At 61.5% G+C, this 25,224-nt stretch carries 18 protein-coding genes and 4 pseudogenes; 16 read left to right on the forward strand and 6 right to left on the reverse strand.

Annotation, left to right across the window (positions count from 1 at the left end):
• Positions 1-478: 478 nt before the first annotated feature.
• The 11 genes and pseudogenes from DJ029_RS20310 to DJ029_RS22245 all read left to right on the forward strand — a co-directional run.
• Positions 479-1,423: a substrate-binding domain-containing protein gene (locus DJ029_RS20310; protein WP_198671214.1), complete on the forward strand. Its 945-nt coding sequence runs from the start codon at positions 479-481 to the stop codon at positions 1,421-1,423.
• A 111-nt stretch (positions 1,424-1,534) separates the two neighbouring features.
• The gene (locus DJ029_RS20315; protein ID WP_198671215.1) at positions 1,535-3,046 is read left to right on the forward strand and encodes a sugar ABC transporter ATP-binding protein; all 1,512 of its coding nucleotides are present in this window, start codon (positions 1,535-1,537) and stop codon (positions 3,044-3,046) included.
• A complete protein-coding gene (locus DJ029_RS20320; RefSeq protein ID WP_198671216.1) occupies positions 3,043-4,083 on the forward strand; it encodes an ABC transporter permease in 1,041 nt (346 codons plus the stop codon). The genes DJ029_RS20315 and DJ029_RS20320 overlap by 4 nt, the downstream gene beginning before the upstream one ends.
• A 5-nt stretch (positions 4,084-4,088) precedes the next feature.
• Positions 4,089-5,123: an ABC transporter permease gene (locus DJ029_RS20325; protein ID WP_112324329.1), complete on the forward strand. Its 1,035-nt coding sequence runs from the start codon at positions 4,089-4,091 to the stop codon at positions 5,121-5,123.
• Positions 5,120-6,094, forward strand: a complete 975-nt coding sequence (locus DJ029_RS20330; RefSeq protein WP_112324317.1) for a sugar-binding transcriptional regulator — start codon at positions 5,120-5,122, stop codon at positions 6,092-6,094. The genes DJ029_RS20325 and DJ029_RS20330 overlap by 4 nt, the downstream gene beginning before the upstream one ends.
• The gene (locus tag DJ029_RS20335) at positions 6,087-7,091 is read left to right on the forward strand and encodes an aldo/keto reductase (protein WP_232823160.1); all 1,005 of its coding nucleotides are present in this window, start codon (positions 6,087-6,089) and stop codon (positions 7,089-7,091) included. Before DJ029_RS20330 ends, DJ029_RS20335 begins: the two co-directional genes overlap by 8 nt.
• Positions 7,092-7,149: 58 nt before the next feature.
• Positions 7,150-8,874: a glycerol-3-phosphate dehydrogenase/oxidase gene (locus tag DJ029_RS20340; protein WP_112324318.1), complete on the forward strand. Its 1,725-nt coding sequence runs from the start codon at positions 7,150-7,152 to the stop codon at positions 8,872-8,874.
• Positions 8,865-9,707, forward strand: a complete 843-nt coding sequence (locus DJ029_RS20345; RefSeq protein ID WP_112324319.1) for a class I fructose-bisphosphate aldolase — start codon at positions 8,865-8,867, stop codon at positions 9,705-9,707. The genes DJ029_RS20340 and DJ029_RS20345 overlap by 10 nt, the downstream gene beginning before the upstream one ends.
• Positions 9,697-11,223 (forward strand): FGGY-family carbohydrate kinase, encoded by a 1,527-nt coding sequence (locus DJ029_RS20350; protein WP_112324320.1) that lies wholly within the window; start codon positions 9,697-9,699, stop codon positions 11,221-11,223. The genes DJ029_RS20345 and DJ029_RS20350 overlap by 11 nt, the downstream gene beginning before the upstream one ends.
• 18 nt (positions 11,224-11,241) lie before the next feature.
• Positions 11,242-12,849: a GMC family oxidoreductase gene (locus DJ029_RS20355; protein WP_112324321.1), complete on the forward strand. Its 1,608-nt coding sequence runs from the start codon at positions 11,242-11,244 to the stop codon at positions 12,847-12,849.
• A gap of 202 nt (positions 12,850-13,051) precedes the next feature.
• Positions 13,052-13,222: pseudogene (locus tag DJ029_RS22245) on the forward strand (IS6 family transposase); the annotation flags it as partial.
• A 184-nt stretch (positions 13,223-13,406) separates the two neighbouring features.
• Here the strand turns inward: DJ029_RS22245 and DJ029_RS20365 are convergent.
• Entirely contained in the window at positions 13,407-13,613 is a 207-nt protein-coding gene (locus tag DJ029_RS20365) for a cold-shock protein (RefSeq protein WP_112324322.1), read from the reverse strand.
• A gap of 490 nt (positions 13,614-14,103) precedes the next feature.
• Here DJ029_RS20365 and DJ029_RS20370 point away from each other — a divergent pair.
• Positions 14,104-14,705: pseudogene (locus DJ029_RS20370) on the forward strand (IS6 family transposase); the annotation flags it as partial.
• A gap of 62 nt (positions 14,706-14,767) precedes the next feature.
• On the opposite strand, the gene DJ029_RS20375 reads toward DJ029_RS20370, so the two are convergent.
• The 3 genes from DJ029_RS20375 to DJ029_RS20390 form a co-directional block, all read right to left on the reverse strand.
• Positions 14,768-16,116 (reverse strand): IS3 family transposase gene (locus DJ029_RS20375; protein WP_370445258.1). Its coding sequence is split into 2 segments (ribosomal slippage): positions 14,768-15,778 and positions 15,781-16,116, totalling 1,347 coding nucleotides; the frame shifts between segments, so codons are not numbered across the junction.
• A 192-nt stretch (positions 16,117-16,308) separates the two neighbouring features.
• Positions 16,309-17,328 carry an ACR3 family arsenite efflux transporter gene (arsB, locus tag DJ029_RS20385; protein ID WP_112324324.1) on the reverse strand — a complete coding sequence of 340 codons (1,020 nt, stop codon included), beginning with the start codon at positions 17,326-17,328 and terminating at the stop codon, positions 16,309-16,311.
• A complete protein-coding gene (locus DJ029_RS20390) occupies positions 17,325-17,648 on the reverse strand; it encodes an ArsR/SmtB family transcription factor (RefSeq protein WP_112324325.1) in 324 nt (107 codons plus the stop codon). Before DJ029_RS20390 ends, arsB begins: the two co-directional genes overlap by 4 nt.
• Positions 17,649-18,223: 575 nt before the next feature.
• Here DJ029_RS20390 and DJ029_RS22620 point away from each other — a divergent pair.
• Positions 18,224-18,913, forward strand: a pseudogene (locus DJ029_RS22620) (IS6 family transposase); the annotation flags it as partial.
• 116 nt (positions 18,914-19,029) lie between these two features.
• Here the strand turns inward: DJ029_RS22620 and DJ029_RS20400 are convergent.
• Both DJ029_RS20400 and DJ029_RS20405 read right to left on the reverse strand, forming a co-directional pair.
• On the reverse strand, positions 19,030-20,997 hold the full coding sequence (locus DJ029_RS20400) for a hypothetical protein (protein ID WP_112324331.1): 1,968 nt from the start codon (positions 20,995-20,997) through the stop codon (positions 19,030-19,032).
• 41 nt (positions 20,998-21,038) lie between these two features.
• On the reverse strand, positions 21,039-22,346 hold the full coding sequence (locus DJ029_RS20405) for a carboxylate--amine ligase (RefSeq protein ID WP_112324326.1): 1,308 nt from the start codon (positions 22,344-22,346) through the stop codon (positions 21,039-21,041).
• A gap of 561 nt (positions 22,347-22,907) precedes the next feature.
• On the opposite strand from DJ029_RS20405, the gene DJ029_RS20410 reads away from it, so the two are divergent.
• The 3 genes and pseudogenes from DJ029_RS20410 to DJ029_RS20420 form a co-directional block, all read left to right on the forward strand.
• Positions 22,908-23,303, forward strand: coding sequence for an ectoine synthase (locus DJ029_RS20410; RefSeq protein WP_112324327.1), 396 nt, complete (start codon positions 22,908-22,910; stop codon positions 23,301-23,303).
• Positions 23,304-23,514: 211 nt separating this feature from the next.
• Positions 23,515-24,480, forward strand: coding sequence for a zinc-binding metallopeptidase family protein (locus DJ029_RS20415; RefSeq protein ID WP_112324328.1), 966 nt, complete (start codon positions 23,515-23,517; stop codon positions 24,478-24,480).
• A 102-nt stretch (positions 24,481-24,582) separates the two neighbouring features.
• Positions 24,583-25,121: pseudogene (locus tag DJ029_RS20420) on the forward strand (IS6 family transposase); the annotation flags it as partial.
• Positions 25,122-25,224: the final 103 nt, after the last annotated feature.

Raw genomic sequence — 25,224 nt, forward strand, 5'->3', positions numbered from 1 at the left:
CGCCAGCCGTGGTCTATTGGCAGAGAAATGATATCAACCAACCCGATCAGCAGGTGCAACGAGTAGCTTAATTTACGCCAGATCCTGTCCAACGGATGGGGAGTAGCTCACTAGGTAAGCAGCCTCTCCAGCCGGGACATTTTCAAGACAAACCGCAGCGTCGCTCTCGCCGAATGGCGGCAATTTGGTGTGGCCTGTTGAGCGCGCCCTTGCATATCAGAGACCGGTTCGCGTCGGTCTGACAGAACCCCGGCCGATGCTTGCTAGCGCCCCTATGACAATCGACACTTGACAGATCTATCGATGAAATGACAGAAATTTCATTAACTGCAAGAATCGTCATCGCCTGATAATCTTTGCGGTTGGGAGGTGCGGGCTGCATGGCCCTAAAGATCCAACAAGGGAGAAAAACATGCTTACTAAAAGACAATTTCTGGCAACAACATTTTTGGCGGCGTCGCTGACCGCGACGGCGGGAATGGCCCAGGACGGGAAGCGGATTGCCTTCTTCGTTTCGGACCTGTCCAACGTCTTCCACCAGTCGCAGGCTGTCGAGGCGCAGCGCTACGGCAAGGAGAAATATGGCGCCGAGGTGGTGGTGTTCGACGGACAGGCCGACAGCGCCGTGATGACCCAGAATGTCGACCAGGTGCTGGCCGGCGGGTTCGACGGGGCGACGCTTCACATCTGGGATGCGGAAGCGGCGACGCCGGGGATCGAGGACGCGCTGGCAGAGGACGTCGTCATGACCTCGTTCTTCAGCCCCATCGGCGACACGGGCATTCCCACCGCGCGCAGCAACGAGGCCGAGGTGTCCTTCGACATGGGCGCGCAGATGGCCAAGGCCTGGAAAGAGGCGCATCCCGACAAGCCCGTCGTCATGGTGCAGCTCGGCTGGCCGAACCACACCGAAGTGAACTCGGGCCGGACCGAGCCCTTTGTCGAGGGCGTGCTGTCCGTCGCGCCGGAAGCCACCAACCTGGGTGCGCTCGACGCCAGCCAGGGCCAGGAGGCGGCGAAGCAGATCATCGTCGACCTGCTGACCCAGCGCCCCGAGGTCAACCTGATCTATTCCGAGGCGTCGAACCTGACGGTCGGGACCATGGCGGGCCTGGCGCAGCTGGGGCGCGGCAAGTTCGAGGATGGCAAGCCCCTGACCGAGATCGTGGCCAGCGTCGATTTCGATAGCGTCGAGTTCGGCCAGGTCTATGATCCGAGTTCCAGCCTGAAGGTCTCGATGGGCCTGCCGCCGGTGGAAACCGCGCGCGGGCGTGTCGACCTGGTGATGGATGTCCTGAACGGTGACGTCGCGCCGACATCCGACCCGGCCGAGGAGTTCTTCTACAAGGCGTACACGATCTCCTACTGGTCGATGCCCCAGGAAGACGCGCAGACCTGGCTGGACACGCAGTTCGGCGACTAGGCGACCGGGGACGGCCGTTCGGGGGCGCGACATATCCCCCGGGCGGCCGCCGCCGCATCATCGGGGATGACGTCCCCGGCTTCTTGCACTGCTCGACCATGGAGACGACACTTGTCCGTTCAACCACACCCATCCGCCCTGTCAGTCACCGGGCTGACCAAGGACTATCCCGGTGTCCGGGCCGTGGATGACGTGAGCTTCGCGATCGCAAAGGGTGCCGTGCATTGCCTGATGGGCGAAAACGGCGCTGGAAAATCCACCCTGGTCAAGATGATCACCGGCGCCTTGCAGCCGACCCGGGGCGAGATGTCGGTCGCGGGCCGCAGCCATTGCCCGAAAAGCACGCAGGAGGCGCGCGACAACGGCATCGCCACGCTGTTCCAGGAGCTGAACGTCGTCGACGAGCTGACCGTCCTGGAAAACCTTACCCTGGGCATGGAGCGCAGCCGCTTCGGTATCCTGATGAATTCCGAGGTCGAGGCGCGGGCGATGCAGACCCTTTCGGTGATCGAGCCTGCCATCGACCCCGCGGCGCGGGTTTCCTCGCTCAGCGTGGCGCAGAAGCAGATCGTGGAAATAGCCCGGGCCGCTTCGTCCGGGGCCGATGTCATCATCATGGACGAACCCACCGCGGCGCTGTCCGAACGCGAGGTGGAGCGCCTGTTCGGCGTCATCCGGCGGTTGCGCGACGGGGGTGTGACGGTGATCTACATCTCGCACAAGCTCGAGGAAATCTTCGCGCTTGGCGATCATGTCACCGTCCTGCGCGACGGCAGGCATATCAGGACCTGCCCCCTGTCCGAGATCGACGGGCGCGCGCATCTGATCGAGCTGATGATCGGGCGCTCGGTGCTGCACGATTACCATCCCCGGGACACCATCGGGCAGGAGACGATCCTCGTCGCCGAGGGGCTGAGCAACAGGTTGCTCAAGAACGTGTCCTTTGACGTGAAGAAAGGCGAGATTGTCGGGTTCTACGGCCTTGTGGGCGCCGGAAAGACCGAGATCGCGCGCGCGATCTTCGGGGCCGACAAGGCCAGTGGCCGGGTCCGCTTCAAGGGGCGAGAGATCGGAGGGTCGCCGAAGGAGGCAATTGCGGCGGGGATCGCCCTGGTGCCCGAAGAGCGGCGCACCCAGGGGCTGTTCACCGCGCTGACGATCCGCGAAAACGTCTCGGTGATGAACCTGGGCAAGCTGTCGAAAGGCGGCGTGTTTCAGCCCCACGTCGAACGCGCCGCGGCCGAGGATTACGTCGCCCGGCTCAGGATCGCGACGCATTCCATCGACAAGCACGTGGAGAAACTGTCGGGCGGCAATCAGCAGAAGGTGGTCTTTGCCAAGTGCCTTTTCGCGGATGCCGAGCTTCTGCTGCTGGACGAGCCGACGCGCGGGGTCGATGTCGGCGCCAAATCCGAGATCTATGACATCATCCGCAACCTTGCCGACGCGGGCAATGCGGTGGCGGTCTTCTCTTCGGAACTCGAAGAGGTGCTGGGGATCTGCGACCGGGTTTTCCTGCTGTTCGACGGCGCCGTGCAGGACGAAATCGTCAACGGGGCAGAGGTCGACGTGGCGCATATTCTCAATGTCGTGACCGGCGGGCATGAAGGAGCGGTGCAATGACAATGACTAAGATCGCGACACGCGCCGACGGGCAGGGGCAGCCCCGGGCGCGCAGGCCGCTGAGCGACGAGGCGCTGATCACCTCCATGGTGGCCTGCGCCGCCGTGGTGCTCTTCGTGCTTGCCGCGCTGCTGGTGCCGAATTTCTACCAGCCGCTCAACGTGCTCAACCTTGTCACCAACAACTGGCCGGTGATTTCCCTGGGCATCGGCGTCACTTTCCTGCTGGTGTCGGGCAATTTCGACCTGTCGGTCGGCGGTATCGTGGCGCTGTCCGGCGTTCTGGCGGTCTGGTTCGCGCAATCGGCCGAGGGCGGCAATGCGCTCTCGACCGGGTGGGGAATGCCGACCTGGCTGGCGATGGGCTGCGCGCTGGTGGGCGCCCTGGCGATCGGGGCGCTGAACGCGCTCTTCGTGGTGCGCCTGCGCATCCCCTCCATCATTGTCACGCTGGGCACGATGATGCTGGCGCGGGGGATCGCCCAGGTCATCACCCAGGGCTCTCAGCGCAATACCAACCTGCCGGCGGATTTCGGGTTCCTCGGCAATCTTTCGGTGATCGGCAACTCGGTCAAGTTCCCGGTGGTGGTCATGGCGGTCCTGCTCCTGGTTGCGATCTTCATCGAGCGGCGCACGGTCTTCGGTCGCCTGACCTTCTGGACCGGAGCCAACCCGGTGGCCGCGCGGCTGTCAGGGATCGACCGGGCACGGCACGTGACCCTGCTATACCTGCTCAGCGCTGGGGTCGCCGGGATCGTGGGTATCCTGCTCGCCTCGGAATTCAAGTCGGGCTTTTCCAACCGCGGCCTGCTGATGGAGTTCGACGCGCTGGTGATCGCCCTTCTGGGCGGGGTTGCCATCGCCGGCGGGTTCGGCTCGGTGATCGGCATGTTCTTCGGGGCCATCATCCTGGCAATCGTCACCTCCGCTGCGACCGGGCTGGTGCTGTCGCCGGACTGGCAGTTCATTCTCAAGGCGCTTGCGGTCTTTCTTGCCATCGTCGCACAATCTTGGGCCCTGGCCCGCAGGAACAAGTGAAGCAGATGACAGATCTTTCCAACCATACCCGGTCGTCGCGCCACCTTGGTGCAAGGGTTTCCGACTTCCTGCGCAACTACTACATCTACTTCGTGCTGGTGGCCGTGGTCGCAGTGCTGAGCGTGGCCAATCTCGATCAGTTCGCGCTGTTCGAGCGGGGCAACTTCCTCAATAAGCGCAACATCATCAATATCCTGCGCGTCTCGGCGCCGCTGCTGATGCTGGCCGGAGCCTTCACGCTGCTGATGGTGTCGGGCTACATCGACCTGTCGGTCGGCAGCACCATGAGCCTCAGCGCGGTGATCTACGCGCTTCTCGCGATCAACGGCGTGCCGTTCCTGGCGTGCTTTGTCCTGACGGTGATCGCCGGCATGGGCCTGGGCGCGGTGAACGGTTTCCTCGTCGTGCGGCTGAAGATCACGCCGGTGATCGCCACGCTGATCACGCTGAGCTTGTTCAAGGGCATTGCGCTGCTGCTGGTGCAGGACGGCGTCTCCGCGATCAAGTCGATAGGCGAGCTGCGGATGCCCGGCTGGTTCAACGACTACGGCCGCGACGCGGTGCTGCTCGGCCTGCCGATGGCTTTCTGGGTGGCGGTCGGCGTGACGCTGGCGCTGATCTTCGCGCAGAACAGGACGCTTCTGGGCAAGTATGCCGCGGCGACCGGCGGCAACCCGGTGGCCGCCAGGCTATCGGGGATCAACACGAACCGCGTGGTCTTTGGACTTTACATGCTGGTCGGCGCGGCGGCAGCCCTTGCCGGTATCGCGCGGTCGAGCTTCATGTCGCTTGGCGATCCGCTCTCCGGTGACGGGATGGAGCTGAGCGCGATCCTTGTTGTGCTGATCGGCGGCACCGCCTTCAGCGGCGGGGAGGGGCGCGTGCTGCGCTCGTTCGTGGGGGCGCTGATCATCATGGCGTTGACTGTGGGAATGCTGACCCTGGTGCCAGCCTATTACCAGACGCTGGTGATCGGCGCCGCGCTGCTGGCGGCGGCGGCATCCAACCACCTGATCAGCCGCAAGGAGGGCATGGCATGAACGTTCCCAACGCCGATCCAGAGCTGTACCGGCTGATCGCGCAGGTCTTGACGCTGCACTACAAGGACGATCTTCCCCAATCCGAGATCGCCAACCAGCTGGGCCTGTCCTCGGCCAAGGTGAACCGGCTGATCAAGCGCGGCCGTGCGCTGGGCATGGTCAAGATCACCATCGAAAGCCCGTTCCTGCACCAGATCGAACTGGAACGCGCCCTGTGCGAGAAATGGAGCCTGAAGAAGGCCATCGTGGTTCCGACCGTCGATGGTAACCCGGGCATGACGCTCGACCAGGTGGGCGCGGCGGTGGCGCGGCTGCTGACCGACACGCTGCGCGACAGCGACACGATCGCCATATCCGGCGGCAAGACGCTCAGCGCGATGATCCAGAACCTCACCGGCGATCATGACTTCGATGTGGAGGTGGTGCCGATGACCGGCTGCGTGCAGGGCCACCACTATACCGACGTCAACCACATCGCCACCGAGCTTGCCAACCGCCTGTCGGGCCATGCCACGCTGATCCACGCGCCGCTGCACGCCGAAACGCCAGAAGAGCGTGCGCTGATCATGGCGATGAAATCGGTGCGCAACGTGATGGAGATCGTGCGCGTGGCCGATGTGGCGGTGTTCGGGCTGGGTGCCGTGATCGGCGCGGACTCGACCTATTACGACGCCCATCCGGTAAGCCCGGAGGAGCGGGCGCGGCTTTACGATCAGGGCGTGCGCGGCGAGTTGCTGGGCCACCTGATCGACGGGAACGGCAAGCTGTCGGACAATGCGCTGAACTCGCGCCTGGTGGCCTTGCCGCCCGACGAACTTGCCAGGATTCCCGTCCGCATCGGCATCGCCACCGGGCCCGACAAGGTCGAGCCGGTCACCGCGGCGCTGAATGGCGGCTATCTCAATTCCCTCGTGACGGACGAAGCAACCGCCGCCGCGATCCTTGACCAGGAGGTTCAGAAAATTGCTTGATACCAATACAGACCAGATCACCCGCGACATCGGCAAATCCGGCATCCGGGCGTCCGCCGTCGGGCTGGGCACCTGGGCCATCGGCGGCTGGATGTGGGGCGGCACCGATGAGGCCAGTTCGATCCGCGCCGTGCAGGCTTCGGTCGATGCGGGCATCACGCTGATCGACACGGCGCCGATGTATGGCTCGGGCGTCGCCGAGGAAATCGTCGGCAAGGCGCTCAAGGGACGGCGCGACAAGGTCGTTCTGGCCACCAAATGCGGCCTCGTATGGCACACCAAGAAGGGCAACCATTTCTTCGACAACGGCGATACGCCGGTGCATCGCTACCTTGGAAAGGACGCGATCATCTACGAAGTGGAGCAAAGCCTGAAGCGCCTCGGCACGGATGTCATCGACCACTACATCACGCATTGGCAGGATCCGACGACGCCGATCGACGAGACGATGGAGGCGCTGGAGAGCCTCAAGGCGGCTGGCAAGATCCGCTCTATCGGGGCCAGCAACACCTCGCCCGAGGACATCCGCGCCTATGTCGCCGCGGGTCAGCTGGATGCGGTGCAGGAGGAGTACTCGATGGTCAAGCGCGACATCGAGCAGAGCCACCTGGCCCTGTGCCGCGAAAACGGGGTATCGGTGCTCAGCTATTCCTCGCTCGCGCTCGGGCTGCTCAGCGGCAAGATGGGGCCGGACCGCGTCTTCGAGGGCGACGACCAGCGCAAGGACAATCCGCGCTTCTCGCAGGGGAACCGCGAAAAGGTGGCGCGGCTGATGGCCGATATTGACGCCGTGGCCGAAACGCATGGCGCCACGCTGGCCCAGATCGTCATCGCCTGGACGCTGCACCAGCCGGGTATCAACTTTTCGCTTTGCGGCGCGCGTGACGAAAGGCAGGCAGCGGAAAACGCCGCGGCCGGCCGCATCCGCCTGTCGCAGGATGAACTGACCTGCATCAGCGGCGCGGTGGAAACCCACCTGACCGACCTAGACGGCTGACCTCAGCCACATGCGAAACGCGTCAACGCCGGCCCTGCCGCCGGCGAAGGGGGAAGCCATGTCCGCAACACGGTCCGAGCAATGGTCCAGGCTGGAAAGCGACAGCGCGTTCGACGTGGTGGTCGTCGGCGGTGGCGTCAACGGCATCGGCGTTTACCGCGACCTGGCGATGCAGGGGCTTCGTGTGCTTCTGGTCGAGCGCGAGGATTTCGCATCCGGGTGCAGCGCGGCGCCGTCGCGGATGATCCACGGCGGCTTGCGCTACCTGGAGAACGGAGAGTTCGACCTGGTGCGGGAGTCGCTGCGCGAGCGAGATCTGCTCCTGGCCAACGCTCCGCACATGGTGCGCCCGATGCCGACGCTGATCCCCATCTCCTCGGTCTTTTCCGGGTTGATGAATGGCGCGGCGAGCTTTCTGGGCCGGTCGGGCAAACCCGCGAACCGCGGGGCCCTGCCGATCAAGCTTGGGCTTTCGCTTTACGACTGGGTGACGCGCAAACGTCGCGTCATGCCGCGCCACAGGTTCAACTCGGGGCGCGACACCCGCCGGCGCTGGCCAGACCTGACACCCGAGGCGCGCTTCTCGGCGGTTTATTACGACGCCTGGATCAGTCATCCCGAACGGCTCTGCATCGAGATGCTGAGGGATGTGGCGCGCGATCATTCGCAGGCGGTGGCGCTGAACTATGCCGAGATCGCCAGCGCTGGCACCGGCTATGAAGTCAGATGCACCCGAACCGGTGCCCGCCGCCCGGTGCAGGCCCGCGCCATCGTCAACGCCACCGGCGCCTGGCTCGACTCGACCGCCGAAAGCCTCGGCAAGCCCGCGGGCGAACGGATGGTCTCGGGGACCAAGGGGTCGCACCTGATCATCGACAACGCGGCGCTCCATGCCGCGCTGGACGGTCACCTGGTCTATTTTGAGAACGCCGACGGGCGTATCTGCATCGTTTTCCCGTACCTGGGGCACGTGCTGGCAGGCTCCACCGACATCCGGGTCGCCGAAGCCAGGAAGGTGCGCTGCGAAGCGGACGAGCTCGACTATATCCTGGCCTCGCTGCGGCTGGTCTTTCCCGCGATTCCCGTCAGCCCCGACGAGGTGGTGTTCAGCTACAGCGGCATCCGCCCGCTGCCCAAAAGCGATCACGATTTCACCGGGCGGATCTCGCGGGGGCATCTGGTCCGGCGGCTGCCGGGGACGTCGCCGCAATTCTGCATGGTAGGCGGCAAGTGGACGACCTTCCGCGCCTTTGCGGAACAGACCGCCGACGCGGTGCTGGCCGAGCTTGGCCACGCCCGGCTGTGCGACACCGCCGGGCGCAAGATCGGCGGCGGGGCGGAGTTCCCAGCCTCCGCGGCCGACGTCGCGAACCGCCTGGCGGAGCGTTTCGGCATAGACGCGCCGCGCGCGGCCCACCTTGCCGACCACTACGGCTACCAGGCCTTCGACGTGATGGCGTTCTGTGCCGGGCAAGGGGACGATGCGCCGCTGGCCCCCGGCTTGCCGCACAGCACCGCCGAGGTCGACTGGCTGATCGCCAACGAATTCGTGGAAACGGTGTCCGACATCGTCCTGCGCCGCACCTCGCTGGCGATCACCGGCAGGATCAGTGCCGACATCATCATGCGAATTGCCGAAAGGCTGGCGAAAGCCCGCGGCCTGACGGCGGAACAGATCGCCCGGCAAACCGCCGCGCTTACCGAAACCCTGTCCGACTATCACGGCGTCACGCCGGAAGTCCTGGAACAACGCAATCACAAACGGAGAGAAAAATGCGCCTGAGCCCCAAAGCCCGAATGAACCGGATGTTTACCAATGGCGGCTGCCTCGATGTGGCCATTGATCACGGTGTCTGCAACGAACCCAGTTTCCTCAACGGGTTGGAGGACATGCCCAAGGTGATGGACGCGCTGATCGCGGCGCGACCGGACGCCATCCAGTGCGCCTATGGGCAGGCGGACCTGCTGCAATCGCGCCCCGAAAAGGACAAGCCCGCGCTGGTGATGCGGATCGACATGGGCAACCCCTACAACGATCAGCGTCACCGGGTGATGTGGTCGATGCTGCAGAACGCCGATGAGCCGATTATCGGCGCGCTGGAAATGGATGCGGCCTGCGTCGTCGTGAACCTGTTCATGCTGCCAGACGAGCCGGAACTGTTCCGTCAATGCGTCGAGAACATCTCGCGCGTGCGTGCAGCATGCAGCAAGTACGGGATGCCGCTGATGATCGAGCCGCTGGTCATGCTGCCCAACGACGTGCGCGGCGGCTACCAGGTCGACGGCGACGCCGAGAAGATCGTGACGCTGACGCGGCTGGCCTCGGAAATGGGGGCCGACATCATCAAGGCCGACCCGACCGACGACGCGGAGGACTTCCACCGCGTGGTCGAAGCGGCCCGCGTGCCGGTGCTGGTGCGCGGCGGCGGCAAGGCCGATCTCAAGGCGGTGCTGTCGAAATCCGCGGCGCTGATGGCGCAGGGGGCCAAGGGCATGGTCTATGGCCGCAACATCTATCAGCACGACAACCCCAAGGCGGTGGTCGCCGCGCTGATGGCGCTGATTCACCAGGGCGCCAGCGGCGAGGAAGCCTGGGATATCTACAATGACGGCTGAGGCGGGCGAATACCTGCTGGGCCTGGACGCGGGCAATACGGTCATCAAGGCGGTGCTTTTCGACCTTGATGGCCGCCAGGTGGCGATGCACGCGCTTGACGGGCAATCCGCCACCCCCGCGCCGGGGCATGTGGAACGCGACCTGAACGAGCTGTGGCGCAATGCCGGCACCGCGATCTCAACCTGCATCGCGCGAGCCGGGATCGATCCGGGCCAGATCGTCGCTGTAGGTTGCGCGGGCCATGGCAACGGGCTGTACCTTCTGGATGCCGAGGGTGCGCCGCTGGTGGGCATCCAGTCGCTCGACAGCCGGGCCGCGGATCTGGCCGAGGAACTGGCCGCCGCGTCGGGCGATGCGCTGCATGCGCTCTGCCTTCAGAAGCCCTGGCCGTCGCAGACGCCGGTTCTGCTGGCCTGGATCAAGCGGCACCGCCCCGAGATCTATGACCGCGCCAGGACCCTGCTGCTGTGCAAGGACGTCCTGACCTTCAAGCTGACCGGAGAGCGGGTCAGCGAGCTTTCCGACATGTCGGGCTGCGGGCTAACCCGGATGCCGGACTGCACCTATGACGACGCCCTTCTGGCGCTCTACGGGCTGGAGGATGCGCGACCGCTCCTGCCGCGGCTGATCGATCCGGCCGAGATTGCCGGGCGGATCACGCCCGAGGCCGCTGCCGCCACCGGGCTGGCCGCGGGAACGCCGGTCATCGGCGGCTATTTCGACGTGGTGTCCAGCGCGATGGGCTCGGGCGTGGTGGCGGCGGGCGAAGCCTCGATCATCGCAGGGACCTGGAGCATCAACCAGGTCTTCTCGGATACGCCGGTGGTGGATGACGGGGTCTTCATGGTCTCGGGCTTCGGGCCCGGCCGCTTCGTCAACATCGAGTCCAGCGCAACCTCGGCCGCCAACCTGGAATGGTACGTGCGCGAACTGGTGGAACGCGGCGGACACCACGATAATCCGTTCGGGTTCTGCAACGATCGGCTGGGCGCGGTGACGCCCGCGCGCGACGATCCGTTCTTTCACCCCTTCCTCTATGGCTCGGGGCAGGGGGCGGACTACCGGGCCGGTTACTTCGGGCTGGCGGGCTGGCACGGCGAAGGCCATCTTCTGCGGGCGCTTTTCGAGGGTGTCACCTTCGAGCATCTGCGCCACGTCGAGGTCCTGCGTGGGGCCGGGGTCGGCTTCGACAGGGCGGTCCTGTCGGGCGGCGGGTCGCGCAGCCCGCATTGGCCGCAGATCTTCGCGGACGTGCTCGGTGTGCCGATCGCGGTCGCCGAAGCGCGCGAGACCGGCGCGCTTGGCGCGGCCATCGGTGCGGCCTTGGCGACCGGCAGGGTGGACAGCTACGAAGAAGGCTTGGCGCGGATGGCGCGCATCCGCCGGACTTACGAGCCGCGCGCCGGGATGCGCGCGCATTACGCCGGGCGATACCAGACCTACCTGGCGCTTGCCGACGCAATGCGATCCTTCTGGCAGACGCAACATTCGGCAAGGGCCAGTGCCGGACACTGACCGCGAAAGGGAACGACCATGACCGACCCGGCCCGTCCTGACGGGGAATACGACTACATCATCGTCGGCGGCGGCACCGCCGGATGCGTGCTGGCCAATCGTCTGAGCGCCGATCCGAAGACGCGCGTCCTGCTGCTCGAAGCGGGCGGCACCGACAATTACCACTGGGTGCATATCCCGGTCGGCTATCTCTATTGCATCGGAAATCCGCGCACCGACTGGATGATGAAGACCGCGCCAGAGCCGGGGCTGAACGGCCGAAGCCTTGTCTACCCGCGTGGCAAGGTGCTGGGCGGGTGTTCGTCGGTCAACGGCATGATCTACATGCGCGGGCAGGCCGCCGACTACGATCACTGGCGTCAGCTGGGCAATACCGGCTGGGGCTGGGACGATGTCCTGCCCTATTTCCTGAAATCCGAGGATCACCACGGCGGCGATAGCGCCCTGCACCGGGGCGGCGGACCCTGGAAGGTCTCGAAACAGCGGTTGAGCTGGGACATTCTCGAAGCGGTGCAGGAGGGCGCCAAGGAATTCGGCATCATGCCGCGCGCCGATTTCAATGACGGCGACAACGAGGGGTCCGGGTTCTTCGAGGTCAACCAGAAGAACGGCGTGCGCTGGAACACGGCGAAGGGTTTCCTGCGCCCGGCCATGAGACGACCGAACCTGCGGGTGCTGACCGGCGCGCACAGCGACCGCCTGATCCTCGATGGTCGCCGGGTGCGGGGCGTCCGGTTCCGCCGCAAGGGGCAGGTCTTCGAGGCGCGCGCACGCGCCGAGGTGCTGCTGGCGGCGGGGGCGATCAACTCTCCCAGGCTGCTGGAGTTGTCGGGGATCGGGCGGCCCGATGTGCTGTCGGCCAACGGAATCGGCGTGCTGCACGAGATGCTGGGTGTCGGCGAAAACCTCCAGGATCACCTGCAAATCCGAACGGTGTTCAAGGTTCGAAACGCGCAAACCCTGAACACGATGGCAAGCACCCTCACCGGCAAGGCCCGGATCGCGCTGCAATACGGGCTGGCCCGGTCAGGCCCGATGTCGATGGCGCCCAGCCAGTTTGGCATGTTCACGCGGTCCGATCCTTCCAAGGCCACCCCGGACCTCGAATACCACGTGCAGCCGCTTTCAACGGACCGGCTGGGCGATCCGCTGCATCCCTTTCCGGCGATCACCGTGTCGGTCTGCAACTTGCGGCCCGACAGTGTTGGCGCCACCCATATCGTCGGTCCAGACACCGAGATGCAGCCCGACATCCGGCTGAACTACCTGTCCGCCGAGAGCGACCGCCGTATCGCCGTTCAGTCCATCCGCCAGGCACGAAAGATCATGTCGGCGCGCGCCCTGGCACCCTACCATCCCGAGGAACTCCTGCCCGGGAACGCCTGCACCGACGAGGAAGACCTGCTTCGCGTGGTGGGTGACATCGCCACGACGATTTTCCATCCCGTTGGCACTTGTCGGATGGGGAACGATCCTGGTGCGGTTGTCGACCCCACGCTGCGCGTGCGCGGACTGGACGGTCTGCGCGTCATCGACGCCTCGATCATGCCCAGGATCGTTTCCGGCAACACGGCCTCCCCCGTGGTCATGATCGCGGAAAAGGCAGCCGCCATGATCCTGGCGTAGGTCGGTTCCGCACATGGTCAGTCCGGTAGGCACTCTCGGAACAAATCTGCTTGAGGCGGGCAGGGCGGTTTCTTGGCGTCCGCTCATGACAAGCCGCGCCCCATGCAAGTACTTTCACGGCAGCCCTCAGATTATTCGCCTGGCGGGGTCTTGTCAGAGGGCTTTGCTTTTGGCGAGTAAGGGCGTTGGATGGCGTCAGGCTATGCCAAAATCCAGTCCGTTCAAGTACTTCAAGGCTAGTCCCGAGATCATACGCTTGGTGGTAATGCTCCAGGTCCGTTTCCCGCTGTCGCTCCGGAATGTCGAAGATCTGCTGAATGAACGCCGCGTCGATGTGAGCCACGAGGCAATCCGCTTCTGGTGGCATCGGTTTCGCATACCTAAATATGTTGGTATCAACCCTGGAAGGTTCATCGTTGTAGGTGATGGAATTGGTAGAAATATTTTCAGGCCCTTAGCGTTGATCGGCGCCAAAATGAGAACGCTCAAGGGGATGCTGTTGAGATATAACAAAAAGGGCGCCCGAAGGCGCCCTGATCCAATTCTAGATCGACCGTTCAGGCGAGCTGAAGGTTCGCTGCCGACTCGCGACCGTCACGGCCGGCTTCGATATCGTAAGTCACTTTCTGGTCGTCGCTGACCGAGGTCAGGCCTGCACGCTCGACTGCGGAAATGTGCAGAAATACGTCCTTGCCGCCCGTTTCGGGTGCAATGAAGCCGAAGCCTTTAGTCGCGTTAAACCATTTCACGGTGCCATTGGCCATCGTGAGATCTCCTTTAGTTTTCAACCTGTTCGCGGGAATGCAACAGCGTGGCGTCGCCGGCCAAGATCGAGTTCGCTGAAGTCCGGTAGGGAAAGCAGGGGATCGACAAAGGGAAGTTAGCTTGGTTTGAATGACAGACCTCGGGCAGTATGTCCATGATGCATTTTCATCTTTTGGACGAAAAAGAAGTGCACAACGGAGCTGTCACGAAATACCGGTCTGTGGCAGTCAGGATTGTTTCGCAGCTTTGACAGTGACAAGACCCAGTCTGTTCCGCTCCTTCGAAACCGGCCCTCCCCCCCCCCGCTCGCGCCTTCCCCCCATTCAGAACACGAAGTCCTCCGCGCCGATCTAGCTCAATCCGAGCATGCGGATGGCTGCATCCGCGGTGCCGTCGCCATCAACATCGACCCGCAGGACCAGCCGGCCGCGCGGTCCTGTCAGAGGAAACATTCTTGAGGCGGGCAAGGCGCTCTCATAGCTTCGTGGCATGACAAAACGCTCCCCATTTCGCTACTTCAAGACCAGCCCTGAGATCATTCGCCTGGCGGTCATGCTGTACGTTCGGTTTCCGCTTTCCCTTCGCAGTGTCGAAGACCTGCTACACGAGCGCGGCATCGACTTCAGCCACGAAACCGTCCGCTTCTGGTGGAACAGATTTGGTCCGATGTTGCTGCCGAGATCCGGCGAAACCGGGTGAGCCAGATGCGTGCGTACTCGAACTGGCAATGGCATTTGGACGAGGTGTTCGTGAAGGTCATTGGCGAGCGACACTACCTTTGGCGGGCCGTTGACCATGAAGGCGAGGTTATGGAGAGCTTCGTCACGAAAATACGAGGTCGCAAAGCCGCATTAAAATATCTTAGAAAATCGATGAAGCGATACGGCTGCCCGCATGTCATTGTGACTGATAAGCTGCGATACTACGGTGCCGTCAAGAAGGTCATCGGCAATTCCCAAAAGCAGGAAACCGATCGTTGGCTCAACAACCGGGCAGAGAATTCACACCTGCCGTTTCGACGACGTGAGCGCGGCATGCAGCGCTTCCGCCGCATGCGGAGTTTACAGAAATTCGCTGCCTGTCCGTCGTCAGAGTTTTCCGGAGAGCATGGGCCGTTTTGTAACGGAGGCTCTGGTTCGTTTTCTGTTCGAGTTTAGGCTGCCGCGGCCTGGTGCTGCAAGCGGCGTTGCCGGATTGTCTGCTTCTTGATCTCCTCTCTCATCTTCAGGATTTTCGCGGCGCGACCGTGATAGACATCGGCGGGTGTCAGGTTGGCCAGGCTCTCGTGGTAGCGATGGTTGTTGTAGTGGTCGACAAAGGCGCCGATCTGGCGTTCCAGGTCGCCGGGCAGGAAGTAGTTTTCCAGAAGGACGCGGTTCTTCATGGTTTGATGCCAGCGCTCGATCTTGCCTTGGGTCTGTGGGTGATGCGGTGCGCCACGAACATGGTCCATCCCTTTGTCTTCAAGATAATCGGCCAGATCGGCGGCGACGTAAGACGAGCCGTTATCGCTGAGCAGCCTTGGCTTGTTCACGACCGTGGCCTGATCGCAGCCTGAGGCCTCCGCCAGTTCCAGCGTGTCGGTGACGTCCGAGGCCTTCATCGTGGTGCAGAGCTTCCAGGCGATGATGTAGCGGCTGTAGTCGTCGAGGATTGTGTTGAGATAGAACCAGCCCCAGCCGATCACCTTCAGATAGGTAAAGTCGGTCTGCCAAAGCTCGTTCGGTCGGATCGTCTTGTCCCGGAACTCGTCGGCCGCGCGGATCACCACATGGGCCGGGGCGGTGATCAGATCCTTGGCACTGAGAATGCGATACACGGAGGATTCCGAGACGAAGTACCGCTTCTCATCAGTGTATTTGACCGCCAGTTCCCGAGGCGTCAGGTCTTCATGCTCCAGCGCAAAATCGACAAGATTGTCGCGAACCTTGTCGGGGATGCGGTTCCAGACAGACGCTGGCCGTGGGGACCGATCTGCCAAGGCATCGAGACCGCCGTCATACCAACGAGCGTACCAGTCGTAGTATGTGCTGCTGGGGATGCCGAGCATCTTGAGGGTTTGCCGCGTCGGCAGATGTGACGCCTCGACCGTGCGGATGATTTCAAGCTTCTCAGAAGCAGGGTATCTCATTCTCCGTCCTCCCCATCCCCGATCATACTTTTTTTGAGCAGCCGGTTCTCAAGTGTCAGCTCGGCGACGACCTCCTTCAGCGCCGCGGATTCCGACCGCAGGTCCTTGACCTCGGGTGCCGTCGCTTGCCTGGCCGTATCCCCCGACAACCGGGCTTTCCCGGCTTCCAGGAATTCCTTCGACCAGGGGTAATACAGGCTCTCAGCGATGCCCTCGCGGCGACACAACGCCGAAATACTCTCCTCGCCGCGCAGGCCAGCCAGGACGATCCTGATCTTTTCCTCAGCCGAGTAATGCTTGCGCGTCTTGCGCTTGATACCTCTGACCAGCTTGTCAGCGGCATCCTTCGATGTTCCGGATTTCTTGTTCATCTTCGCTCCATAATTGGCTTCGATGAACCAGAAATCCTCCGTTGCTCAAATCCCTAAATCGGTCCGGTAGGCGCTGACGTCAGACAAGGTATTCGGGGACGGTCGGCTCGTACCCGGCTGCCTGAATTATCCCGGGCACGTTGCGAGATGTGCCGTAGTCGGGGTTGTGATGGATGACAACCGCGTAGGCGCTCATGCGGGGAACCTCGCGCGCGTCCGGTTCGCAATGGCGACGAGGCTCAGCATCACCGGCACCTCGACCAGCACGCCCACCACCGTCGCCAGCGCTGCGCCGGAGTTCAACCCGAAGAGCCCGATCGCAACGGCAACCGCAAGTTCGAAGAAGTTCGACGTGCCGATAAGCGCGCAGGGCGCGGCGACCCGGTGCGGCACGCTCCAGGCCCACGCCCATCCATACCCTAGCGCGAAGATTCCGTAGGACTGGATGATGATCGGAACCGCAATCAGCGCGATCAGCAGTGGTTTTGCCAGGATCACCGGCCCCTGGAAGCCGAAGAGGAGCACCACGGTTGCCAGCAGACCAACCACCGAGGCCGGCTTGACACCCGCCGTGAACGCCGCCACCGCTTGCGCGCCACCTTTCGCGATCAGCGCCCGGCGCGTGAGGGCTCCTGTGATCAGCGGAATGACGATGTAGAGAACGACCGACAGAATCAGCGTTTCCCACGGGACGGTGATGTCGGTCACCCCCAGGAGGAAAGCCACGATCGGGGCGAACGCCACCACCATGATCAGGTCGTTCACCGAGACCTGCACAAGCGTGTAGTTCGGATCGCCTTTCGTCAGTTGCGACCAGACGAAGACCATCGCCGTGCAGGGCGCCGCCCCGAGCAGGATCAGCCCGGCGATGTATTCCGGCGCGCGCTCGGGGTCGATCAACCCGGCGAAGACGTGCTCGAAGAACAGCACCGCGAGCGCCGCCATCGTGAAGGGCTTGATCAGCCAGTTCACGGCCAGCGTGATGACCAGGCCCTTCGGGCGCAGGCCAACCGCCTTGAGCGAGCCGAAATCCACCGCGATCATCATCGGGTATACCATCGCCCAAATCAGGACGGCGACGACGAGATTGACCGAGGCATACTCAAGCGCCGCCAGCGAGCCGAAAAGCCCCGGCGCGAGGTTGCCGAGCAGGAGTCCGGCCAGGATGCAAAGGGCGACCCAGAGGGTCAGCCAACGTTCGAACAGGCTCATGGAATTTCCTTCTGGTCCGGCACGCAGCAGGTGCGCGCCGAGGGCGGGGTGAGCGCGCCGATGAACTCCCCCAACGGCTCGAGCGCGGTGGGGTTCAGCGCGTAGCAGGTGCGCGGGCCGGAGATCTCGCCGGTGATTACGCCCGCGGCCTTCAGGATGCGCAGATGCTCGGAAACCGTGGACTGCGCGAGGCCGATGGCGTCCACGATATCTCCACCGATGCAGCCTGGCGTGGCAAGCAGCAGCCGTAGGATACGCAGCCGCGCTGGATGCGCGAGCGCTTTGGCCAGTTCGGCAAGGTCGATGTCGGGATTACGCATGTGATTACTCTTATTTCGTTCATCGTCGATATGCGATAGGGTGGTCAATAGCAATCATGTTTCACGCAGATCGATCGGAACCAGCTAGGCTCTTAGGGCTGTAGGGCCGATCTTGGACGTCACAGCGTCGGGGCTTGCTGAAGTCGGAGGCAACGTCCGCGCGCGCGTCACAACGAATCCAGGAGGCGTGAGCGGCAACGTCGCAATAAATAAAAACAAAGGCTTAGGGTGGAGAAGGACCGATCCCGGTCACGTCCCCTCCGCAACCATCACCCTTTCGAACCCATTCAGGCTGCCCGACAGAGGCAGAATTTCTACTGTTTTCAAAGGGGTTTGCCGGTTCGGTGCGAACCGCTGAGACGCGGGGTGCAGCGATTTCCGTCTCTGAATGGCGTCTCGTCTCTGGTCGGGCGAACCGCTCCGATTTCGGTTCGATCGAAAATTTCCCGGTCTTTCCAATGACCTGACTCGCAGTCCCCCCAAAAACTCCGCGCCCTGTTTCCATCGCTATCGAGCGGAGCAGGTGTCAGATTAAGTTGGCTTGAGGCGGGGAGGGCGGTTGCGTAGCCTCCGCCATGACCAAACGCGATCCATTCAAGTACTTCAAGTCGAGCCCGGAAATCATCCGCTTGGCGGTGATGCTGTATGTTCGGTTCCCACTGTCGCTTCGAAACGTCGAAGATCTGCTGCACGAGCGCGGTATCGACATCAGCCATGAGACCATGCGGTTTTGGTGGAACCGGTTTGGTCGATGTTTGCACCTGAGATCCGTCGTCGGCGTATCTAGCAGTTACGCGCCTATTCGAAATGGCAATGGCACGTCGACGAGGTGTTCGTGAAGATCAACGGTGAACGGCACTATTTCTGGCGGGCCGTAGATCACGAAGGCGAGGTGCTTGATAGTGTCGTCACCAAATGTCGCAACAAGCGAGCCGCATTGAAAGTGCTGAGGAAATTGATGCGCAGGTTCGGTCAGCCGGAAGTCCTAGTCACAGACAAGTTTCCATCTTATCGGGCAGCTCTTTGTCAACTTGGATGTGGTGATTTGCAAGCCTGTAGGCGCTTGCTGAACAACGGGGGGTGAAAACTCGCACCTGCCATTCCGACTATGAGAACGCGCCATGCAACGGTTTCGGCACATGCGAAGTTTGAAGAAATTCGTCGCCGTTCACTCCTCGGTCTTCAACCACTTCAACCAGGATCACACCCTCTCAAGCCGAGATCACTTCAAGCGAAACCGTACCGCAGCTCTTGCAGAGTGGCGTGGTCTCCGTGCAGTGAAAGGGACAGCGTTACTGTCCTATGAGAGACTGGTTCGCATTCGTCTGACACCACCACACCGAGATTGCGCCGCCCTCAAATTACCGCCAACTGCGCGGCACTATTGTCTGTCCGACGCCCAGCTTGCTATTGCTTGTGTTCGAACTGACGCTACAGCAGCTTCTGAAACATCTTTTTTGGGCTCTTGGCGCCGCAATGGTTCGTCGTGAAAAAGATAGATGCGAGATAGGAAATGCCCAAATTCAAGCGAGCCTTCTCCATAGCGTTCACCATGTCCACTGGTTGAAACTACCACGCCGCCCCCCCAGTCCTGACCGCTGTCGTTGTTGGGATTATAAAAATACACACGCATCATTCCGGTTTGGTCTTCGGCGACACGCAGGATCGAGATGGCATGCCAGCCAACAAATTGCTGGTTGGGATCTGTTACTGCAATGCCGGCAGGTTGCGGATGGCTAACCGGACGGTTGCCATTGTGATGCGGATGGTAGGTCGCAAAAAAGCGGCGCAGGAAGTTCTCGTAATCCGAGAGTTTGCCCGTCGCCACATCGACAGCGACCGCGCAGTCGCGCGATACCCACCAACCGTGAAACTCCGGATTGATCCAGCGATGAGGATCGCCTTCACGGCCGATGCAGAGCCTCCCCATTTCGGCATAAATCCTGTCAAGATGCGGCACCAGCAGCACTGATACCGGATCGGCATCTATCGGGCCGACGCCGACTGGACCTGCGGGCAGGTTGGCAGAGTTGATTTTTGTGCCTTCGAACTGCATCAGCATCGCATCGAATTCGCAGGCTTGCGAAATGATGTGCAGCAGATAGTCAGGTTCGATCTGTGACCACATCGCGATTGCGCGTGCCGATTGGCAGGTCGGATTGGCGCCTTGACCGACCCCGAGTGGCTGACCAATGATTTGAAGAACGCCGGCAAGCAGGTGAGTTTCGGGCTGAACGACGTCGCCGAAGCAAAGTGTGATGCGGGCACGGGCGGATCCCAGCACTTTTTGTCGCAGCTGACGATCCAGGGCTGGGACCATCGGCGCATGATGCAGCACTCCCCTTTCCAACAGCATTGCCAGACCATAAACCGCCTGCGGCGTTGAGAGCGTTACGCTCGCACGGATCAGATCATTGATCAGGCGGCGGTACTGGCGCCAGCAATCCAGACCGGTGGAGCCAAGACCCAACGCCTCCGGCACCAGTGAGTGGTCGCGGTAGTCCAGCACATGAAGCAGAAAAGCGACATGATAGTCGGATACAAGGCCAGTGTCGTGCATGGCGCGGGCAAAGCCCATCGCTTCGCGCGAAAGGTTGGCCTCGTCGAAATGGTCAATCCGGTCGAGATAAGCCTCGATCCCCGGATCATCGAGCGACGCGACTGTCGGGCCAAAGAGGGCGCTGACCAGACGTTCCGCACCCAGCCGCTCACTGCCCGGTTCTGTGCCGTTCTGGTGCAGGGCAATCGCAATCTGGACAATCATGTCCTTGGCCACGCCAACCTGGACCGAGCGCTGTTCAAGCAGACGCCAGACTTCGGTTACCAGCGCGCCCAGCACATCCGTCAGCCCAATGTGATCGGAAAAATAACGCAACAGCCGCTGCTTGGTCACTTGCCGGTCGCCAAGCGCGCGTGTTGCCTCGTTGGATTGCCCGAAGATATCCCGCAGATTCAACGCGAGCACCTGCGTCAGGAAATGTCGAGCTGTCTCCTGGTGTAGGTTCTCGTGTCGTGCCTGGCCTGTCGCAATTGCAAGGAACCTACCCAAGCTGACAGCTTCAATGGCAACGAGTGCCGGGTCTTGGGCCATGAGCGTGTTGCCGGAAATCTGCGGCAGCAAAGCCTCAGGATGGTCCCAGTCCGATCCTGCGAACAGACCCGCGCGGTCCATCTGTATCGCGCGTTCCCGGATCACGTCTAGGCCGCCGTCGGTGGGCAAAAGCTGCCCGACGACGTCCAGCACAACGCTCTGCTCAAGCAACTTGGCAGAAGGGTGCGCTTTTCTGAGCCGTTCTATCGCGGTGTCCAGAGTGTCGGACAGCCACGCGGCCTTTGCGCGGCTGTCCATATCGTTCTGGCACTCATCGGTTGCCGCAGTCGGAGGGGGCATCAGACGTAGAAGTCCAGTTCTTCCTGCGCCTTGAGCAGATCGCGCATCTCGATGGGGTCGTCTCCAGCGAAGAACACCAGACCCCAATGCGTGCCGAAAGCCGACCGATCCGGCACCGTTTCCTCGGTCGGTTCGACCAACTCGTGAGACTCGAAATACGGATGTCCAGTGGTTTCTGTCGGCATTTCCAGTTTGCTCACCACGCGACGGCGCGGGTAGACACCAAAGCACCCCGCGTAACACTTGGCATCCTCTACCTCGCGCGGGAAGAAGTTATCCACCTCTTCCTTGGTGCTCTTTGGATCGAACACCAGGATCGATGCCTGGTAGGGGCTGAACCCGTAGGCGCGCTCGATCAACTCGAACGCCTTGAACCCGGGTGGGCGATAGGCGACCTCACCGAAGTACATTTCACCATCGGAGGTGACAAAGTACTCTGGGTGGATCTGGCCGAACTTGATATCGAAGGTCTTGATCAGTTTCTCGATCTGCTTGGTGATCGCATCGCGCCAGCTTTCCAGTTCTCTGGTGGCGGGCACGAAGACGGAATAGCCCAGCGTCACGTACTCGGAGATGTTCAGAAACTTGATCTCGCCGTCATGTATCCAGGCCTCGACCGCAAACTCCCAACCATCGAGGTGACTTTCCATAAGCAGCGGATACTCTTCCTCCGGTATCTTGTCGATATCTTCGATGTCGCGGATCATGCGGTGTCCGAGGCAGCCAGCCTTGTCAAAGGCCTTGACGTGAATTGGGTCATCGGGGTCGCCGTCGAGCTTGAGCAGCGTCTGATTGACGCGCTTCATGAAGCGGATGACGTCTTCTTTCTCGTGCGCTTCCTCGAATATCCCCACGCGAATACCGCCCAGCTGGGCGCGGCGCTTCATCAATGCCTTGTCCCGGAACAGGATGGATTGCCCGTACATGCGCGGCTTGTCCATGAGCACCGAATTGATCGCACCCGCCCATTCGACTGTTTCTTCGAACAGAGGGACAGCGACATCAACTCCCTGGTCCTTGAGCCGCTGGGCAATTTCCATGGATCGATCATTCAGGCGCGAAAAATCCCACGGAATGAACGGAATATTGTTCGCTTCACAAAAGTCTGCTGCCCATTCCGGGGCGACCACGACGTAACGACGATCAAACTTCTGGGCGGCCTTGATGGCGTTTACGCTCCACCCCAGAAAGGCGATGTAGCCCTTGTTCGGATCCTTGGGGGTCTCCGTTCCGCGAACGGAATCCAGCGTCGGATCGATCCAGCCTGAAACATCTGTGGTTAGCGGAGCCTGTGACTCTTTTGACATACGAAGTTCTCCTTATCTGGCGCGCAAAAAAAACTGACTGCAGCGGTCGCAACGCCAGTTTGAAAGATGCGTGTATTGAAGGTGACCTAACAACCCAACACCCGAATGCCAAGTTTCCGGCCCGGTTTTATTTAGGATTTACCAATGCCTAGGGACGGCCGGGGTGAATTTGAACAGCCGAGAGAAGTCGATTTATCGTGCCACAGCAGCATGATGCAATGAATAGCGGGAAGACCATGGCAAGTTGCCCGCGTCTGAATCACGGCCCCAAATTCAAAGCGAAAAAGGTTGTGGCCGCGATCAGGGACGAGAAGACCCTGGTCGAGCTTGCGCCGGATTTCGACGTCCATCCTGATCAGATCGGGAGGTGGCGCGATCAACTGCTCAAGGGTGCGACAGATGGAGATCTGCTTCGCGGGCAACCAAGCGGAACAACGTCCAAAACTTCCTCTGGACGTCACGATAACATCGAAGCCGCAACCGGGCCATTTGGCCAGTGGAGGTTGAAACTGCCGGACAGGGATGTTTTGCTAGGGTTCAAGTCACCAAACAGGAGACAGTATGAAAATCGTACGAGTTAAAGACATCATCGGCACCGAACGCGAAGTGACCGGCCCGGGCTGGACCAGTCGCCGGATGTTGCTGAAGAAAGACGGCATGGGGTTTTCTGTCCATGAAACCATCATCCCGGCGGGTGCAGAGCTCAATCTCTGGTACAAGCACCATCTCGAGGCCGTGTATTGCGTGGCCGGAAATGGCAGCATTCTGGACAAGTCCACCGGTGAAACCCATGAAATCAGCGATGGTACCCTGTATGCGCTGGACAAGCACGATCAGCACACACTGCGGGGTGGCACAGAAGACATGCGCCTGATCTGTTCTTTCAATCCTCCGGTCACTGGCCGAGAAGTTCACGACGAAGATGGCGCTTACCTTCCGGATACCGGTGAGAACTGAGCCTGAAATCGCTTCCTCACGCCGAGCTGAAAAAGACCGCCGTTGGAGGCCTGAATGCTTCCAGTGGCGGTTTTTGGCATTTACTAACTGTTTGTGGCCGAATTTGAAGCACGGGCAAACGTTGGATCAAGACCAGATAACAAGTCGGCAACGCAATGTTCAGGCGAGGTTAGACTGAGCCTGATCAAAACACTTTGGGAGCTTGTCTTGCATGCACGTTTTTTCCAATCCGGTCGGGGCCGGCTCTCTTTGGTTCGATAACCTCTCCACAGCGGACGGGACGCCGGTTGCATATGACCCGCAGGCGCGCGCGTTCGTTCCGATGCCGCCGTTCTGCGTGAACCGCGATGTCATTGGTTGCAACTGGATTGCGTCGGAACAGGGCGCGTTTTGCCGATCCTGCGCCATGACGGCGCTGGCCCCGGATATGTCGACCCACAATGCGATACACAACTGGGCATTGACCGAGGCCGCGAAACGTTGGGTTCTCGACAACCTCGGGCGGTGGCACTGGTTCAGACCCGAAGATCCGGGCGTGCGTCCGGTGTTTCACATGTTAGGGGAGGGCCCGACCCCGGTCGCCATGGGGCATGCGGATGGCGTGGTGACCATAAGCGTGGCGGAGGCCGACGAGGTCCTGCGCACGACCCGCCGCGAGGCCCTGGAAGAGCCTTATCGAACAATGATTGGTCATATGCGCCACGAGATTTCGCATATGCTGTGGTGGAGGCTCAGCCTGCGCGCCGATTTTCTGGATGCATTCCGGTCCGTATTTGGGGACGAACGAGCAGACTATGTCGCCGCGCTCCAGCGCCATTATAGTGCTGGACCTCCGATCGATTGGAAGCAGAACCATCTGACCACCTATGCATCTTCGCATCCCCACGAGGATTGGGCCGAGACTGCCGCCCATCTCCTGCACCTGACCGACATAGCCGACAGTGTAGTCTCTGCAGGATTTTCCTCATCGGGATTGCCGCGCCCAGACTGGGATCCCTATTCGGAACCGAATGCCGAGCGCCTGATCAGCGTAGCAGTCTCGGTCATCATGGGGATCAATCACGTCAATCGTTCCATGGGATTGCCCGACATCTACCCGTTCGTGCTTTCGGATGCGGCTCATCGAAAGCTTGTCTTCGTGCATGACTGGCTCCGTAGGGGCGCTCAGGGGAGGTGACGAACGCAATCTTTCCGACGGCCTAGTCGGAAGAAACCGTCTTGGGGCCTTGTCAGAACAAACCGGCTTGAGGCGGGCAGGGCGCTTTCATAGCTTCGCGGCATGACAAAACGCTCCCCATTTCGCTACTTCAAGACCAGCCCTGAGATCATTCGCCTGGCGGTCATGCTGTACGTTCGGTTTCCGCTTTCCCTTCGCAGTGTCGAAGACCTGCTACACGAGCGCGGCATCGACTTCAGCCACGAAACCGTCCGCTTCTGGTGGAACAGATTTGGTCCGATGTTGCTGCCGAGATCCGGCGAAACCGGGTGAGCCAGATGCGTGCGTACTCGAACTGGCAATGGCATTTGGACGAGGTGTTCGTGAAGGTCATTGGCGAGCGACACTACCTTTGGCGGGCCGTTGACCATGAAGGCGAGGTTATGGAGAGCTTCGTCACGAAAATACGAGGTCGCAAAGCCGCATTAAAATATCTTAGAAAATCGATGAAGCGATACGGCTGCCCGCATGTCATTGTGACTGATAAGCTGCGATACTACGGTGCCGTCAAGAAGGTCATCGGCAATTCCCAAAAGCAGGAAACCGATCGTTGGCTCAACAACCGGGCAGAGAATTCACACCTGCCGTTTCGACGACGTGAGCTGCCCCCCGAAAATCGGACGCTGACGTAAGCTATGATTTGCTGTCTGCTGATCTTCGACGAGAAGGAGATCAGAGATGTCGAAACGGAAGCAGCATTCGCCT

The organism is Oceanibium sediminis, assembly GCF_003265325.1.
GTDB classification, from domain to species: Bacteria; Pseudomonadota; Alphaproteobacteria; order Rhodobacterales; family Rhodobacteraceae; genus Halovulum; species Halovulum sediminis.